This is a genomic window from Rhodococcus sp. 114MFTsu3.1 (assembly GCF_000383555.1).
GTDB classification, from domain to species: domain Bacteria; phylum Actinomycetota; class Actinomycetes; order Mycobacteriales; family Mycobacteriaceae; genus Rhodococcoides; species Rhodococcoides fascians_E.
The window spans coordinates 389,919-405,853 of sequence record NZ_KB911545.1 but is presented as its reverse complement, the minus strand read 5'-3'; the positions used below and the strand labels follow the sequence as shown (position 1 = coordinate 405,853).

15 protein-coding genes are annotated in these 15,935 nt (G+C 63.0%); 4 read left to right on the top strand and 11 right to left on the bottom strand.

Annotated elements, in window-relative coordinates:
• Positions 1-40 precede the first annotated feature (40 nt).
• On the bottom strand, positions 41-1,426 hold the full coding sequence (locus tag H292_RS0104925) for a hypothetical protein (protein WP_020110658.1): 1,386 nt from the start codon (positions 1,424-1,426) through the stop codon (positions 41-43).
• Positions 1,427-1,715: 289 nt separating this feature from the next.
• Between H292_RS0104925 and H292_RS0104920 the strand changes: the two genes are divergently transcribed.
• A complete protein-coding gene (locus tag H292_RS0104920) occupies positions 1,716-2,255 on the top strand; it encodes a hypothetical protein (protein WP_020110657.1) in 540 nt (179 codons plus the stop codon).
• 112 nt (positions 2,256-2,367) lie between these two features.
• Here H292_RS0104920 and H292_RS0104915 read toward each other — a convergent pair whose 3' ends face one another.
• Positions 2,368-5,454 (bottom strand): CHAT domain-containing protein, encoded by a 3,087-nt coding sequence (locus H292_RS0104915; RefSeq protein ID WP_155949761.1) that lies wholly within the window; start codon positions 5,452-5,454, stop codon positions 2,368-2,370.
• Between the two features lie 284 nt (positions 5,455-5,738).
• Here H292_RS0104915 and H292_RS26780 point away from each other — a divergent pair, with 284 nt between their 5' ends.
• Together H292_RS26780 and H292_RS27650 are read left to right on the top strand one after the other, a co-directional pair.
• The gene (locus H292_RS26780; protein WP_020110655.1) at positions 5,739-6,149 is read left to right on the top strand and encodes a type II toxin-antitoxin system RelE/ParE family toxin; all 411 of its coding nucleotides are present in this window, start codon (positions 5,739-5,741) and stop codon (positions 6,147-6,149) included.
• The gene (locus H292_RS27650) at positions 6,146-6,910 is read left to right on the top strand and encodes a helix-turn-helix domain-containing protein (protein ID WP_196806154.1); all 765 of its coding nucleotides are present in this window, start codon (positions 6,146-6,148) and stop codon (positions 6,908-6,910) included. The genes H292_RS26780 and H292_RS27650 overlap by 4 nt, the downstream gene beginning before the upstream one ends.
• Positions 6,911-7,036: 126 nt before the next feature.
• On the opposite strand, the gene H292_RS0104900 is transcribed toward H292_RS27650, so the two are convergent.
• Genes H292_RS0104900 through H292_RS0104885 form a run of 4 tightly spaced genes read right to left on the bottom strand, consistent with a single transcriptional unit; the run spans position 7,037 to position 9,979 of the window.
• Positions 7,037-7,759: an SGNH/GDSL hydrolase family protein gene (locus H292_RS0104900; protein ID WP_020110653.1), complete on the bottom strand. Its 723-nt coding sequence runs from the start codon at positions 7,757-7,759 to the stop codon at positions 7,037-7,039.
• Positions 7,752-8,843, bottom strand: a complete 1,092-nt coding sequence (locus H292_RS0104895) for a glycosyltransferase (RefSeq protein WP_020110652.1) — start codon at positions 8,841-8,843, stop codon at positions 7,752-7,754. Before H292_RS0104895 ends, H292_RS0104900 begins: the two co-directional genes overlap by 8 nt.
• Positions 8,843-9,385: a DapH/DapD/GlmU-related protein gene (locus H292_RS0104890; RefSeq protein ID WP_020110651.1), complete on the bottom strand. Its 543-nt coding sequence runs from the start codon at positions 9,383-9,385 to the stop codon at positions 8,843-8,845. The genes H292_RS0104895 and H292_RS0104890 overlap by 1 nt, the downstream gene beginning before the upstream one ends.
• A gap of 3 nt (positions 9,386-9,388) precedes the next feature.
• The gene (locus H292_RS0104885; RefSeq protein ID WP_027498614.1) at positions 9,389-9,979 is read right to left on the bottom strand and encodes a serine acetyltransferase; all 591 of its coding nucleotides are present in this window, start codon (positions 9,977-9,979) and stop codon (positions 9,389-9,391) included.
• A gap of 54 nt (positions 9,980-10,033) precedes the next feature.
• Between H292_RS0104885 and H292_RS0104880 the strand changes: the two genes are divergently transcribed.
• A complete protein-coding gene (locus tag H292_RS0104880; RefSeq protein ID WP_231383760.1) occupies positions 10,034-11,104 on the top strand; it encodes a cellulase family glycosylhydrolase in 1,071 nt (356 codons plus the stop codon).
• Here the strand turns inward: H292_RS0104880 and H292_RS0104875 are convergent.
• From H292_RS0104875 to H292_RS0104855, 5 genes are read right to left on the bottom strand one after another with little or no spacing between them, the layout of a single operon-like run.
• On the bottom strand, positions 11,056-12,321 hold the full coding sequence (locus H292_RS0104875) for a glycosyltransferase (RefSeq protein WP_020110648.1): 1,266 nt from the start codon (positions 12,319-12,321) through the stop codon (positions 11,056-11,058). The genes H292_RS0104880 and H292_RS0104875 overlap by 49 nt on opposite strands.
• Positions 12,321-12,839, bottom strand: coding sequence for an acyltransferase (locus tag H292_RS0104870; RefSeq protein WP_020110647.1), 519 nt, complete (start codon positions 12,837-12,839; stop codon positions 12,321-12,323). The genes H292_RS0104875 and H292_RS0104870 overlap by 1 nt, the downstream gene beginning before the upstream one ends.
• Complete coding sequence (locus tag H292_RS0104865; RefSeq protein ID WP_020110646.1) at positions 12,836-14,230, bottom strand: lipopolysaccharide biosynthesis protein; 1,395 nt, start codon at positions 14,228-14,230, stop codon at positions 12,836-12,838. The genes H292_RS0104870 and H292_RS0104865 overlap by 4 nt, the downstream gene beginning before the upstream one ends.
• Positions 14,227-15,018 carry a glycosyltransferase gene (locus H292_RS0104860; RefSeq protein WP_020110645.1) on the bottom strand — a complete coding sequence of 264 codons (792 nt, stop codon included), beginning with the start codon at positions 15,016-15,018 and terminating at the stop codon, positions 14,227-14,229. The genes H292_RS0104865 and H292_RS0104860 overlap by 4 nt, the downstream gene beginning before the upstream one ends.
• Positions 15,008-15,919, bottom strand: coding sequence for a glycosyltransferase family 2 protein (locus H292_RS0104855; protein ID WP_020110644.1), 912 nt, complete (start codon positions 15,917-15,919; stop codon positions 15,008-15,010). Before H292_RS0104855 ends, H292_RS0104860 begins: the two co-directional genes overlap by 11 nt.
• Positions 15,920-15,935 lie beyond the last annotated feature (16 nt).

The following is a 15,935-nucleotide window of genomic DNA, read 5'->3' as shown; positions in this document are numbered from 1 at the left end:
ACCTATGGTGCTAGTCCAGGCCAATTTTCTTTCCGTCCGTTCAACGTGCGGTTTCGCCGACGACCCGCATTTCTCTGGCACGGGTGTTCAACAGTGCGACGGACCCGGCGCCCTTCATCGAAACCTCCAACACCGTCGTCTTGCGGTCAGCTACAGGGAGGACGCTCACCGCTCCCAGCTCGCAGAAAGCCCGAGGATTGTTGACCAGAATCGTCGTACTCTGACACGACCCCACCAAGCCGACGGCCTGATTCACGAACACATCCACCTTGGGGGTCATGCTGCTGATCAGAACCACAGAGGGACGAAGTTTGCCGATGGCGGCCTGGACCGACCTGTCCAGAAAGTCCGAACAGATCAACACTACGCAGGAGACGCGTTCCCCCATGAAGACCCTGACCTTGAACGACGGTACTACCTGCTCGAGAATCTTGCGTCCGTCCATCCACTCGTGACGTAATTCGTTGATTCCCAACGCCTTACGCAGACCCTCGGTGACCTTCAAGGCGAAGATTCCGGTCTTGCTGTGTTTGCGCGTCAGTTTCGGCTCACCGACGAAGTGCGTCTGAATCGAGTTGCGTTGTTGTCCGCGTTCATCGACATGGTGGTAACTGCCAGAGACGACTACCCGGAGGTTGTCGAACTTTCTGTCGGCCAGTTCGCTTGCGGCGTTCTCGAACGTGGACAACTCCGGCACCACCAAGATTGTCGCGCCGTTTTCGTCCGCGAGTTTCAGTGCTTCATCGATCCTCTCCGTCTGCGCGGGAAAACTTTGGGGATGTACACCGAAGAACTCAGGTGTTTCGGACTCCGAGTCCGGGAACGAATCGATGGTCAGTTCGCCGATGTCGACGTTGGGTTGAACCAACGCCACGGTAAGACCATCCTCCGACACGCACGCGTCGAATCGGCGCCCTCCGACTCGATCGACGGTCACTTCGATCGCTTCCGTCTCTGGTCCTTCGACCCACAACGCCAGACCCGGAACCCGTGACGGGTTTGCGCGATCACGTTCTTCACCCACGCTCGACGACAAGCCACTGAGGCTGCCGTACAAAGACAGCAGTGGTCCACTCGGCTCGATGACAGGGCTCAAATGGGCAAGAACGTACTCATCCGGCAGGGCACTTGCCGAGCCTGAGAAATCCGCTCCGCACGCGACCGATACCGACCGCGCGATCAACCATGCAGCCAAGCCGGGTTTGTCACATTCGACGACAATTTCGATGAGCTCATCGACCACGACGCGTGGGACGATTTCCTGCTTCACGCCTCCCGCCAGTCGTTTGATAGCCCGTCTCGTCCCGTCATCGAACGCCCCGTAGACGTCCTGCGCGGGAGATACTCGCACAGCGAACTGAAGACACGCACGAGTCAAGTCGTACCGTCCGACCACTCCGTCGAGTTCGCGCCTCAACTCGTCCACCCACACAGTGTTCAATTCTCCGCCCCAAACATCCCCGGGCTGCACCCACGCACCCCCTCCAGTGAACGAGTTTATATGACCTGCATCACCGCGAGCTGCCGCGCAAGCTTGAAGTGGGCCGCCTCGTCGGCCCGCGGCTTCCCGGACGCAGCATTGACAGGAGCGTACGCCGAGCCCAGGTCGTCGATCTCGAAATATTGGTTCTAGACTATATCGTCTTTTGCCTATATGGTTCGGTGTGTCGAGACGCTCAACGGAAGCATCCCGGCATACAGACAGAGGAGTTCTGATGAACCGCATTGTGAATTCGCTCGCGTTCCTCACCATTGCCGCAGCGACGGCCGCGTCTGCGCTCGTTTCCGTTCCGGAGGCCAGCGCGGACGAGGCGAAGAAGTTCGATCGCACCCAGGCGTCCTGGGTGGATTGCGGTCCCCGCTTGTGCACCGAGTACTGGAGCATCGAAGCCACTGTGGGCCTTGACGTTTACATGAGGACCGGCTCGGTAGCAAGCGCCGAAGCTGCTGTCGACGCAACCATCGGTGCCCTCCCGTGGCCGATTTCCATCCTCGGCGCCAGTTTCTACGCCGGCGTGATGCAAGAGACGCGTGATGACGCGGCTGCGTTCGCCGAAGCCGCTGAACAAGGTCACCTCAAAGTGCGTTGCGCCCAGATGCAGTGGGTCAAGGGCGACAAGAGCGGCCCCAACGAGTTTTCCACGACGGCCCATCCGGGCTACTGCTACAACATGATCCCGTCCACCTACTCCGACACGAACGGCTACTCGTACACCTACGACGCCGACGTCGACGGATACGTGCCCAACTTCTAGGCGGGCACGCGGTATTCGAGCTGCGCCCCGGACTCGGAAGTCGTGTTCGGGGCGCAGCCCTGCGTCCAGCCCGCTTGTGTCATCGAGATTCTCGTAGACACGCGTCTCAGCTTCACTCGATCGGGGATCCATAGGTGATCAGGCCCGCCCACAACTTCGGCCGAGAGCGCCGTGCAGGATCGGCATCGATCCACCGCAGTTTCGCCTGCCTCAAAGCGACGACCGCTGGCAACTCTGTGGCCAGAAGATCCCAAAAGTTCGCCATGATCTCACTGGTCGACTTGTCGTTGATCTTGTACAGACCGCCGATGACGGTCGTAGCGCCGCTCAGCATGAAGGCGAGCGGAAAACCACCGAGTTCACCGCTGCCGGTGGCGATGATCGGGGTGTCGCACGAACCGATGACGCACAATCGAGGCACGGACCAACCGAGCAACTCAGCAGCGCTGACTGTAGAGCCGTCCGGGAGGACCTTGGTCTGACCCCAGCCTTCCTCGTCCGCGATGCCGTGCACCGCCATTGCCAGAATCGAATGTGCGTCGTCGCTCGTGCGGCCGAGTTCGGATCGAAGCTCGTTCAGGGTCTTGACCGGAACAACCTCGTCCAGGTGGTCCTGCAGGGCCGCAAGCTCTACCCGGGCATGCCGGAGGCCACCGTCACCGATGTCGTACACCGCGACCGACGGACTCGTGCTACCAGACTTCTTCAGTTCCATCAACGACAATGCGCCCGTGAGCGAACTATGAATGCTCACTACTGCACGATCGAGTACGTTGACTCCTGAGTTGACATACAACGATTCGAACGCGACGTGGAAAAATCCGGTGGGCACGACGATCAAGCGGATCGGCTCGGTCGCGCCGTCGAGAACGGCCCGAAGTTCTTCGGGTAGGAGCAGTGTGTCGTAGTAATCCCATTCCGCATCGACCCGATGGACGTCGGGGAATCGGCCGATGTCGGCGGAAGGCACTTCGACCGAGTCCAAGAATTCACTGAGATCGCCGTTCGGTTCACGAATCGTCAACCTACGAAACACTTTCTGGGTCTCATCCGGATCGATGTCGTCGACACTCCCAGCCGAGCGGACAGGCATGAGTTGAAGGACCGCCGCCGTGGTTGCTGTAGGACGCCCGTCGAGAATCGAGGAAGGTGTGGCCTCTCGGAGGCGCAACGGGTTACACAGCGCGCCGAGCGGGCCGAGCACCGACTCGGCAACGCGCAGCGCGCCGGTCCGGTCTGCGACGATCGCCGACGAGCGCTCGGCGACGTCACGCCGAGTCGATCTCTGCTCACGCGCCGAAGTGTTCTCGTTCTTTCCCAGAGGTGTGGCTTCGCTTGCGTCCTTCAACGACATCGCCAACTTACGGATCTCGACACTTACCCGCTCGTCTTTGGCCAGCTCCGCGAGGAGCAAGCCTACTCGGTCGCGACGCGCAGATTCCATGATGTGGTCGGCCGCAGCGAAATCCGCCAGTGAAGCTGCCAGTTCGAGGGACTCGGAGAAAAGTAGACCGAATCGTTCGGCCATCGATTGCCGGTTCTCCGTGGTGGAAATCGTGATCATCAATTCGGCAACGCATCGAACGGCTCGGACCTTCCGATCCAGTGTCGTGTGATCAGGCGCCCCCAACCGTGCACTGGCGTCCGCCGCAGCTATCCACAATCTGGCTTCGAGTTCCAGGTCGATACTCACGGCATCCGGCCGAAGCAGTTGCACCGCACGCAGCGACTCGGATTCCGCTGTTCGCCAATCCAGCTTCACATTCGACGTTCGAGCTTTACGCGTCCACCAGATTGCGGATAGCCCCGCGTGACGTGCGAAACCCACAGCCTGAGTCTCGGCATCGTAATCGGCGGTCCGTTCATCCAGCCTCGCACGCACTCCGGGATCACCTGGAAATGTGTACAAGACTGCGACTCGGAGTGCATTGAAACGCGTGCCGGCCCTTTTTGCCTTGGTGTTCACCAACAACAAGTCGTCCACGTGCCGGGCCGAACATGGCCGACCCCGCAACAGGTGCAACCGGGCCTTGGAAAGTATGACCGAGTAACGGCCGTTGAGTGCGAATCCGTCCCATGCGGCCTCGACAACATCGAGTAGCGACGCTGCATAGTCGGCAGTCGCACGGTCGCGATCGATCTTCCCAGCCTCCGCGTACCCCGCCGAGATGTCGTAGACAGTGTTACCCAACCACGTCAGCGACGCTTTGGAGCCCAGGCTCCTGTACTGCTCTACTGCACTCATCAACTCGGCAACAGTCGGCGTCGGAGACGCCGCACCTGCACCGAGATCCGATTCGATCCGTGTGTGGAGTCTCTCGTATCGTGCGGTTTGTGCGCGTGCATAATCACGTAAACGACCTGCGTTGGCGCTGACGCATGCCGACCGATACCGTCGAATTGTCGCCGAAGACGGGTACAGCTCGATCAGTTCGCCCAGTTCCGTTTCGCTGGCCAAGAATTGTGCGATGTCACCGCGTCGCCGATGAACGTCCGCGGCCAGAGTGACGGTCCACGCCACATTGGCAGGGTCGATTTCAATGTATGCCTCCGCCGCCGTCCGCGCTTTGTCGGCCTCGCGGAGCGCGTTCTCCAGTCGATCGCCGTCCATGTACGCCCTGTGAATCACAAGGTGCGTTCTGAACCGCAGCTGCGCTCCGAGGTTCTGCGGCAGGAAAGGTGCTATGCCGAACAGGGATTCACCGAGCTGGCGAGTGAACCCGGCCGCGTCGAGGATGTCCAATGCGTCGTGGGCCCGTTCGACCGCCTCGTCGCTCAGTCCAACTCTCCGCAAAGCATCGACATGGCTGAGAATCGCTATCACGGACAGCGCTGCGTCACCCGCGCGAAGTGCACTCTCCGCGGCGCGTGTGCAATTGTCGAGCGACTCCGCGAGCTCGTCTGTGGCGCCGTCGTCGGGCAACGATTCCTGAGGGTAGGTCAAAGCTCCGATCAAACCGATGACATGGGTCGTCTCGTTGCGGTCGGTGTCATCCCCATCCGTGCGTAGCAACAGCTTTGCGGCATCGCGAACTACCTGCTTGCTCGGGCGTCCACGGGGAAATCCGCCTGGACGATCGGCTTCCAGGGATTCGGGACATACTGCCCATACGGCGATGCACACGGCCGCCGCGAGTCGCTCGGTCTCCCGGCGATCCCTCGACGACGCTGCATCCTCGAGCAAGTTCTTCCAGCTCACCTCGCACACCCTCTCGAGAACCCAGCCACCGATCCACACCACGATAACGGTTGCGACAAATATAGCTCAGGATCTATAATGATGCATTGTCATTGGAACTACCGAAAGCCGAGGAGCATGATCGCACGCGCACACGCGCCTCCACCACCGACTGCGGACGTTCTCAGTTTTCCCTGCGCACCCCGCCGCCGAGGGCTATTCTGCTCACTCCAGTTGTTGGCTCTCAGGGGAGGGTTCGTGACCTTGCGCTCGGTGTTGCCTTGTTCGACGGCCGGTGATCACACATGACGGCGCGGTGGTTCTGGTTCGATACATCGCCAAACACGCGGTGCATCGCTTTCGAGGAATTCTGCGACCTGCCTATCGCAGCACAAGCAGTACTCACCGTGGCGGCCGAACGACTGCTGGACAATCAGTCTCGTGGCAACAGTGTCAAACGGATCGACGAGGACCTGTACGAGCTGCGTTGCCGGCATCTGAACAACCAGTATCGAATAATTTTCATCAGATGGGGTCCCCACTACGTCGGGCTGGTGGCATTCATGAAGAACCAGCAGAAACTGCCGACCCGCTACACCGGGCGAGCACGAAAACGAATGAAGGCGTGGCGCCTCGGACATGGCGCCACCCCGGCAGCCGAGCTGCCGTCTCGAAGCCCCACGATGGGCCGAACCCTAGACAAGGAATTTCCATGACGGAACCCCATTCTGCGAGCAAACGCACTCCCCCGGACGACCTTGTTTCGCACCGAGACAGTATGTTTCGGAACAATCCGGAGTACCGAGATGCGTACAATGCCGCTCGGCAGGTTCATGGGATCATCGACGCGCTCGTAGGGTTGCGCAAGCAGCAGGGTTTGACGCAAATAGACATGGCGAAGCTGATGGGCGTGAAGCAGCCGACTGTGTCCGGTTTCGAGAACGAGACAAGCGACCCCAAATTGTCCACTCTGCAGCGATACTCGAGCGCCCTGGATGCCCAGTTGAACATCTCGGTCAGTCATCCGCTTCTTCCCGAGCAGATTCCTGACACAGTTGAGGAGTTGAGAAGCTTCGACGGGAACACTAACGCCGAATGGACTCTTCAACCTGTCGGGGAAAGCCGCGGCGAAGCCGTCACCAGTCGCTCGTGGAGTTTCGAGATAACCGACCCCGCGCTTGTCGAGGCCCTGTCCGGCAGCAAGCGGCGTTCTCACCTCGACCTCGCGGTCACCGCGGAGACCAGTAATGGGCACACTCGCGTCGAGGGACGCATCCCACTGCGCACCGGGAGCGGCACCAGCACAGCGATGATCGTTTTGCAGTTCGACGGTACCGATGCCGAGGTGTCGGTCGACTTGGCCCCGAGTGTCGATTCCGACAAGTCGCGTTCCTACGACATGACGGGTTCGACGGAGACGGATGTCGACTTCAGCAAGATCGACACGCACCCCAGGCTCACATTGAAACTCCGCTAGTCAGCCCGCGACCGGGGTGACACGTACTCGGCGACAGTGTTTGCGACCGGGTCAGCGACGCGGTGGCCCATCCGGCCGAATCCGCAGTTACGGCGGGCAATTATCGGACAGCTACATGTGAGCGCACTACTTCAGCGCTTCCGATACATGCCGGGCGATTGCCGCGTGTCCTTCGTCGTCGACGTGGAGGCCGTCCGGGGAGAGCATGTCCTCGGTGATGACGTCGGTGGGATCGACGAGGGAGATGAACTGGCCGCCCACCGCGGTGGCGGCGTCGCGGACGACATTGTCGAATGCGGTCACGAACGGCGGAACTTCACCTGCGCTGGAGGGGCCGACGGCGACGATTCGAGCGTCGGGTAGGCCTGCGCGCAGCGTGCCGAAAGTTCTGTAGATCGCGTCGACGACGGGAGTTGGATCGTTGACGAAGGCCTCGAAGTCGTTGTTCCCTCCCGACACCACGACGATGCGGGGGTCGAGCTGGACGGCTTCGGTGGCGACGGTACCGAAGTTCTCGCAGCGCGTTGCGCCGCAATCTGTTCCGGCGGTGACGTATCCGGTGGACCCGATGCCCAAGTTGGTTTCGTTCCAGAAGTTCGTGGATGCCAGCAGCGATGTCCATCGTTCGGTGAGTTCGCTCGCTCCGGCACCGGAGGTGTACGAGTCGCCGATGAACACGGCCGAGGGCCCACCCGCACCGGCAGGCGGCGTGTAGGCGGGCTGCGCCTCGTCAGCGGCCTCGTCCTGTCGGGTCGAGTCGTAGTACAGACCTGCGATGATCGCAGCGACCACTACGACCACTACCGCGGCCGCAACCAGGACGCCCTTGCTCGAGATCCGATCAGACATGACTGCGTTCCCCCTCGTAATGCTGTTCGAGAGTGCGCGCGACCGCTGCGGTTCCAAATCGTCGACGCACCTCGGCGCGTCCTCTCGTCCCCATCTCGTCGCGAAGTGCATTGCTGCTCAGCAGTTTCCGAACCGCACCGACGAGCGCATCCACATCGTCACCGGGCACGACCATTCCACACCCGATGCTCGCGACTTCCGGTGCAAGTCCGCAACTGTCGGTGACGACGACGGGTAACCCGACGGCCATGGCCTCGAGCACCGCCATGGGATACGGCTCGTCGACGGACGGCAACACGTACACCGATGCTCGACGCATACGTGCTGCGGTCTGCGACGGCGCGATCGCTCCCTCCCAGCGAACGTGCTGAGCTCGCACGATCTGCGCACCTTCGCCTTCGTCCGGCCCGACAAGGGTGAATGCCGCCGTCGGGAACTCGGGTACCAGCACCTCGGCCATCTGCGCAAAGAGTTCGGGCCGCTTACGTGAATGCAGTCGGGCGAGAAAGAGCACTTCGACGCTGTCGGAGCCGACCCGTTCCGGTAGCTCCGGGACCCCATTGGTCAGCGCCACGAGAGCAAGACCAGGGCCGGCGACGTCGATGAGGTCGGATCGCTCGCGCGGGGTGAGGTAGAACAGCGCAGATGCCGATCGCAGCACCCGCTTGGTGAGGAGTGCATCGAGTGGCTTGGCGAGGGCGTTGTCGCTCGCATCGATCATGCCGTGGGTCTGCACCACAACGCGGACCCCCAGGGCACGGAACAGGATTGCCGCCGGAAGCGTCACCAGATCGCGGGCGAGGTGCACGTGCACCACGTCGAACCCTCTGCCCTCGCGAATGATCCACCGCAGCAGACCTGGTGAAGACAACCCGGCAAAGCCGATTCGCGGCAACAGTTTTCGTGGTTCGAACAGGTGCACGGTCAAATCGGACGCTCTCGAGTGCTGCGCGGGCCCCGCCGCCACGATCGTCACATCGTGCCCGTCGACGGCCAGCGCGTCCGCCTGATTCGACGCCACCCTCGCGGGGCCGCCGTAGGCGCCGTCTTTCGAGATGAGGGTGACGACGTGAAGAATGCGCATCAGTTCGTCGGCGAGGTCATGTCCGCGGACGGCGGTGCGAGAACAACTGCGCCTGGTAGGACATCACGAGTGACGAGCGCGGTGGCCCCGACCGTCGCATCGTCTCCGATGGTGACCCCGCGCAGCACCGTTGCTCGAGCGGCGATCCACACGCTGCTTCCGACGGTGATGGGTGCGTTGTCGAATTCGAATGTGGGCGAGCGGCGATCGTGACTACCGGTGCACAGCAAGACTCCCTGAGAGATGCAGGTGTTCGCACCGATGTTCACTGGTTCGAGGTTGAGAATCCAGACGTCCTCGCCCACCCACGAGTCGGCGCCGATGCTGAGCTTCCACGGCCAATGGATCCGTACTCCGTGGCGGAGGAGAACACCGGGGCCGATCTGTGCCCCGAACGCCCGAAGCGTGGCGACCCGCACCGAGTTGGGGCACCACCACCGTCCCAGAATTACAGTGGACACCGTCAACCACAGAGCCTGAACCAACAGCGGCCTGCCCTTGTCGTAGCCTGCACCGGTGAACCCGGCCAGCGATCGAGGCATGGCCTACTTCTCCAGCGGCTGGGCCATCGGGGCAACCATCACACTGCCCGGGGCTACATCCCTGACCACCACCGCATTCGCGCCGATCGTCGAACCATCTCCGATGGTGATCGGCCCGGCTATCACTGCGCCGGCTGCAACCGTGACGTCGTCGCCGATGGTGGGCTGCCCCTTCGTGGACCATCCGATGGACACGTGCTGATTCAGCCAGAAGTTGCGTCCCACGGAGGTGGCGCACAGGATCGTTCCTGTTCCATGGTGCAGAAAGAATCCTGGCCCGATCGACTCGGAGTCGAGGACGATCGTCGGATCCGGCCGATAGGCGACGCGCACTACCAGCCGGAGAGGTAACGGGCTTTCGCGCAGGCGATAGTGCATCACGTTGCGGAATTCCTTCAGCGCTCCGGCAAGATACGCAAAGCGCGAATACTCGTCGAGCGGTACGAGTGCGTCGTTGCCGATGCAGTCGATCCACCGATCTACGTCGGCGCGCACTACGTCGGACTGCCCGCTCACCGAAACGGCCCACCAGAGCGGCCTGGCCCACAGTCGAGCAAGAAGAATCAAAGGAGACTTCCGCGCACTGTAAGCCATGACTCCAAATCTATGGTCACACAAGGCTTGTGTCCACCCGGCATACTTGTTTCCGTGAGATTCGGACATGCGGTAGCGGCCTCGTCGACGGCAGTGGTGTTGCTTGCGGCGTGCTCGACAAGCGAAGTGCCCGAACCGAGTCCGGTAACGGCGCCTGATCCTGTTTCGATCTGGAATTCGGTGGGTGTGGCCACCAACGTCGCGAGTGTGGACATGCCGGGCACCACTGCAGAACGTGACCTGCAGTCTGCCGCACAGGCAGGATTCGACGGCGTGCGCCTGGTGGTCGAATGGTCCGAAATCGAGACGAAACGAGGCGAGCTCGACTGGGGCGCCATGGATTCGGAGGTCGATGCGGCACTCTCGGCCGGTCTACCTGTTCTCGGTGTTGTGACGTGGTCTCCCACCTGGGCGGTGCCGCCGGAGTATGCGCTCACGGCGCATCCGGCACCGGCGGACCCTGAACTGTTCGCTGCATTCGCCGGCGCGGCTGCGGACAGGTATCGCGACCGGATCACCGCGTGGGAGGTGTGGAACGAGCCCAACGTGGCCGCAACCTTCGGCCCGAGCGCCCACCCGGAGCGGTACTGCTCGCTTCTTTCTGCCACTTCACGTGCGATTCGCGCGGCGGCTCCCGACGCAGTGATCGTCACCGGATCGACCTCCCCTGCCGTCGATTCCGTGAACAGCCTTGCCCCAGCCACGTTCGTCGAGGCTCTGTACAGATGTGCGGGCGGTAGCACGTTCGACGCTGTGTCGATGCATCCGTACAGCACGCCCGCTCTGCTCAGCGAGCCTACAGCGGAGTGGGACTCGGCCAACGAGATCGCCCGCGTTCGCGACGTCATGATCCGCTATGGCGACACTGCGAAACAGATCTGGTTCACGGAATTCGGCGCACCCACCGTTCCCACCTATCCCGGCGTCGACGAGATGCGTCAGGCGGAGATCCTGGTCGACGGAATCGAGACGTTGCACCAACTCGACTACGCTGGGCCTGTTTTCGTCTTCGATCTCCGTGATTCTGCAACCGCAGACCCCAGCCCCGAGTACAACTACGGGCTCCTCCGTAGCGACTACACCCCCAAGCCTGCGTTCGACGCGGTTCGAAACCTGTTGCGGTGAGCGCGTGACAGTTGCTGCAACCATGTCTCCAGCCTGTCGATGGCGACCTCTCTGGACATCGAGCGTCGGACGTATTCGAGCCCCGATTGCGCCAAAGTGTCAGCGTATTCGGGATGTGCAGCCAGCTCGGCCACGGCCCGCACCAACGCTGCAGGTTGCGCCGGATCGACGCGTATTCCCGCACCTGCCGCCCGAATCTCCTGGTCGGTGACGCTGCCCGCCGCGGTGGCGGCAACCACCGGGGATCCGCTGCCGAAGTACGACGTGAGCTTGCTCGGCACCGACATCTCAGCGACTTCGGGTAGTTCGTTGACCAGCAGCACGTCCGCAGCAGCGAGGGCTGCGCGAAACTCTTTCTCCGGCAACGACCGAACGAACGTCAGCGACCGGACGTCCTTGCCGCGATCCTCGAGATGTTCGCGCTGATTGCCGTCGCCCATCAACACGAACTTCACCGGCCCGCCCAGTCGGTCCGATTCGCGGGCCGCGTCGACGACGTTCTCCAGTCCTTGCTTCAAGCCCATGTTGCCGGCGTGCAACGCGATCACGTCGGTGCGAGACCATCCCAGCAGATCGCGGGCGTGATCGCGATCCATCGGCGGCGCTGCCGGCATGTGCGTCCAGTTGGGGATGATGCTGACCTTGTGCTCGGCGACACCGAGGTGGTCGATCGCGTGGCCCGCGAAGCGCCGGTGGATCACGGCAACCCCGTCGGCGGCCCGAAGGATCCCGGACTCCAGGTTGGAGGTCGCCGTCGCGCTCGGGCCGTGCAGCGTCCCGGTCTCGATGACGCCGCGGCTGTAGAGGTCCTGAACCCACACGCCGAGCGCGGGACGAATCAACTGCGCTTTGAGCCGCGCGAAGATCAAGCCCGTCGACACCAGTGCAGGCGATACGCACACCACCACGTCGGCCGACGGTAGATGGCTCCGGACCACTTTGCTACCGAACGACATCTCCAGGTGCGTGCGCTGGGTGACGGTCATGCTGTCCGGCACGTAGTGCCGGTGCCGCACGACGGGTACTCCGTCGACCACTTCGGTGATGGTGGATCCTGCGTAGCGGGGGTCGGCGATCCATTGTGGGTAGTGCGGGAACCCGGTGACGACGTGCACGTCGTAGCCGCGTTCGGTGAGTCCTTCTGCCGCATCTGCGGTGTAGGGCGCGATGCCGGTGACTTCGGGCTTGTAGTTGAGACCGATCAGGGTGACGCGCATCAGCTTCTCCGTTTCCGAACGTCGAATTCCGATCTCCTTTTGTCCCACAGCTCGTCGGTGCTACAGATCCTGCGAGCAGGGTTCCCCGCGACCACGTCCCCGGCGTCGACCGACATCGTCACGACGGACCCGGCGCCGATGATGGCGTCGGCACCCACGGTGACGCCGGGCATCAGCACCGTTCCGAGTCCGACGAACGCCCGTGCCCCGATCTTCACCGGTGCTCGTCGGTACAGTTCCTCGTCCGGCGGCAGATCGCCTCGTGCCTCGGCGATGCGGTCGAGCGAGAAGTCGTGGGTGAGGATCTTGACGGCGTCGGACACCACGCATCGGTCGCCGAAGCTGATGGAACCGGGACCGGAGTTGTCGAGGAACACCGACGACGAGATCCACAGTGGTCGTCCCAGTACCTCTACTCCGGACCGTCTCAGCAGGGTCAGCGCGACGTTCATGTACGCGTCCTGGTTGACCCGGTTGAGTATTCGGAACAGCGGCAGGAATTTCGACGGATCGATCATGCGACACCCGCCCCGACAGCGACCGGCACCTGCTGATTGTCGGGTTCGGGTCGACGCCGATTCACCAGGCGGGGAATCCACGCGATGTCCGGGATGAACTGGCACACGATGACTGCCGCTGCGGTGACCAGTACGACGCCGGGGGCGCCGTAGGTCGGAGCGATGGCGACGGCGAGCAGTGTCGTCACGGCCGCCATCGCCGCAAGGCATCCGGCCTGCCACTTGGCCTCCGACGGCGTGGTCAGCAGCATCCCCGAAGGAAGGTGGAAGCACTGCACGATGAGCAGAACCGCGAATGCCGCGGCCAAGGTCGCACTGACGTCGATGCTTCCGTCGGAGAGCACGTCGGCCAGCCACGGGCTGATCGCGACGAGGGGAATCGATGCCAGCGCCGCGAGCAGTCCGAAGCCCATGGTGGCGCCGAGCCAGAGCCGCACGGTCTCGTCGGCTGCTCCTCGCCGTTTGACGAAGATCGGCCAGAAGGCAAGCGCCGCCATCGAGAACACCGACCAGCACAGCCCGTACAGCTGCGCCATGAGTGCGTACCGGCTCAGTTCGAGTGGAGTGGACAGGTGCGAGAGCACGATTCGCTGTACCTGCAGCCCGAACGGGATGCCGACACTGACGATGAACAGCCACAGCGAGCCCTCCAGCAGTCCCTTCGTCGAGACCGCTCGAGAACTACGCTCGAACACCGTGGTGCCCAGCCCGGAGACTCGCAGCGCGACGACGGTGCCCACCAGATTGCCCAGCAACGCGCCTGCCAGTGGAGGCAGGACGTACCAGATTCCGCGGACACCACCCGCGTACATTCCTGCGGTGACCGCAAGCGCGAACAGCGAGTTGCTGACCATGACGACCACGACCAGTTGAGCCCTGTCGACACCGATCAGAATCCGTAGTCCGAGACCCGCCGGGATGGTCAGTCCGAACAGGACGACTGCGAGCGTCACGACGAGACGGTCGTCGGGTCCCGTGGTGATGCCGAGCAACGTCCCCCACCCGTCGACAGCCATGATCGTGGCGGCCGCGACGGCTACCGCCACCGACACTCTGGCGAGCACGCGGTACGAACGCCGGATGACGGCAAGGGCGTACGGGTTCTCGGCCGGATTGCGGGATCTCGATGCCGCACTGGTCACGACGGCACCGATCCCGAGGTCCGCGAACGGCAGCAACAGCCCAACAGTGGCGACTAGAGCGACCAGCCCGTACGTCGACGGTCCGGTCGCCCGGATCACGAGCCCGGCGCTGACAAGTCCGGCTACAGCGACGACAGGGGTGCCGAGGATTCGGAAGACCGTGCTGAGTAACACGGCTCTGCGTTCGGTCGCGTCGAGCCCGGTGCGCTGTTCTGGCTCGTCCTCGGGTTTGCGGTGACGTCCGCTCATGCCGGTTCCCCCGCCCTGATACGCCTGCTTCGGACAACTTGCTTGGCTCGGGCAGTCAGCTGGACCAATCGCGAGTAGGCCGTCGCAGCGTCTTTTCTGCCGAAGGGGTAGTAGTTCGCTCGGTCCCAGGCGCGTCGGATGTCGTCGTAGTGGTCGCGCTGCGATCGGGTGCTGCCCGCACCCCCGGCGTCGAAGTCGCACAGTACTTCGTCGATGACGACGGGGTGCTCGACGGTGGCGGCCCCGAGCATGTACAGGTGATCGGCGGCGAGCCCGAATTCGGTGTCGTACGGTCCCAGTCGGTCCAGGAGGTCTGCACCGAACAGCGTCGCCTGATGCGGAATCGGTCGGATTCCCAACGCGAACCCACGGAGGTCGAACGGGCTGTACCCCCAGATCAGGCCCTCTCGGGCCGGGTCGCCGACGATCCGCGCCTTTCCGTATCCCCAGCAATTGCGCGGCCGAGCGCCGAGGGCCGCGATACCTGCCGCGGCGGCGTCGGGTCCGGCGAAGCAGTCACCGGAATGCATCAGCCACACCACGTCTCCGGTTGCGTGCGAGATCCCTTTGTTCATCGCGTCGTAGCGGCCTGCGTCGGGCTTCGATTCCCAGTACGACGGCGAGCTGCGGGTCAGGTAGTCGGTCACCTCGGGCCCGGAACCACCGTCGATGACGATGTGCTCGATCGCGGGATAACGTTGCCTCGCCACGCTTTCGGTGGTGCGACGCAATCCGTCCAGGTCGCGAAAGCTGATCGTGACGACGCTCAAGCTCGGGTCAGCTCGCACGAGAGACCTCCGCCCCGGAAGAGAGACTCGTCATCGCGTGCTGCACTGCGGTTCTGCTGAACTGCGCAGCGGCGTAGACAATTGCACCGGCGCCAGGCCGGCCTTCGGTGAAACCTATCCGGACCGCTCTTCGAATGCTTCGCAGCGATCGGGCAGACGCCGCCGCAGTGACGGCGCTGAACAGGTAGTAGTCGCCTCGCACTCGCGCACTCGACCGTGTCAGATTCCGGCGACCCCACGCGATGTAGTCCTCGGACACGTCGTCGTTGCGGTTGGAGACCGAGTCGTCGCTGATATTGTAGATCGAGAAGCATTCCGGGACGTGCCGAAACGTCAAGTCCGGAACGTGGTCCTGTAGGGACATCAGCCACCCCGGCTCGTCGTGTATCGAGTCGGGAGCGAAGTTGAGCGGTACCGTCGCCGCCAGGGATCGCGGAAAGCAGAGGGTGCTGCTCTGCATCATTCCGCCGCCCATCGTGAACCCGTCCAGCCGGAAGAGATACTCGGCTACCGATTGGTGTTCGCCGATGGTGTTGCGCGGCCAGATTCGTTCTCTGCGGCCGCGGGCGCGGACGGCGCACCGGCACGTGACCACCCACAGGGCGTCACCCAGGTCGGCGATCTCGTCGAGCTGACGTTCCAGCTTGAACGGGTGCCACAGGTCGTCGTCGTCGAGCAGGGCGATCACTTCGCCGGTCGATTCCGCCACTCCGCGTTGGCGTGCGTTCGCGCTGCCCGACGCCGGGCCGGTGCGTATCACGCGAATTCGGCTGTCCTCGGGCAGATTCAGCGTCGCCACGGTGTCGGCAGCGATCACGACCTCGTGGACGGGAGCGGATTGATTCAGGGCGGACTCGACCGCCTCGTAGAGGCTTGCACGACCGATCGTGGGAATGACCACGCTTACCGTCGGTCCT

Coding starts and splice junctions, on each gene's coding strand:
- H292_RS0104870 (WP_020110647.1), bottom strand. CDS start 12,839: ATGATCGATCCGTCGAAATTCCTGCCGCTGTTCCGAATACTCAACCGG.
- H292_RS0104865 (WP_020110646.1), bottom strand. CDS start 14,230: ATGAGCGGACGTCACCGCAAACCCGAGGACGAGCCAGAACAGCGCACC.
- H292_RS0104890 (WP_020110651.1), bottom strand. CDS start 9,385: ATGCCTCGATCGCTGGCCGGGTTCACCGGTGCAGGCTACGACAAGGGC.
- H292_RS0104875 (WP_020110648.1), bottom strand. CDS start 12,321: ATGCGCGTCACCCTGATCGGTCTCAACTACAAGCCCGAAGTCACCGGC.
- H292_RS0104920 (WP_020110657.1), top strand. CDS start 1,716: ATGAACCGCATTGTGAATTCGCTCGCGTTCCTCACCATTGCCGCAGCG.
- H292_RS0104885 (WP_027498614.1), bottom strand. CDS start 9,979: ATGGCTTACAGTGCGCGGAAGTCTCCTTTGATTCTTCTTGCTCGACTG.
- H292_RS26780 (WP_020110655.1), top strand. CDS start 5,739: ATGACGGCGCGGTGGTTCTGGTTCGATACATCGCCAAACACGCGGTGC.
- H292_RS0104900 (WP_020110653.1), bottom strand. CDS start 7,759: ATGTCTGATCGGATCTCGAGCAAGGGCGTCCTGGTTGCGGCCGCGGTA.
- H292_RS27650 (WP_196806154.1), top strand. CDS start 6,146: ATGACGGAACCCCATTCTGCGAGCAAACGCACTCCCCCGGACGACCTT.
- H292_RS0104895 (WP_020110652.1), bottom strand. CDS start 8,843: ATGCGCATTCTTCACGTCGTCACCCTCATCTCGAAAGACGGCGCCTAC.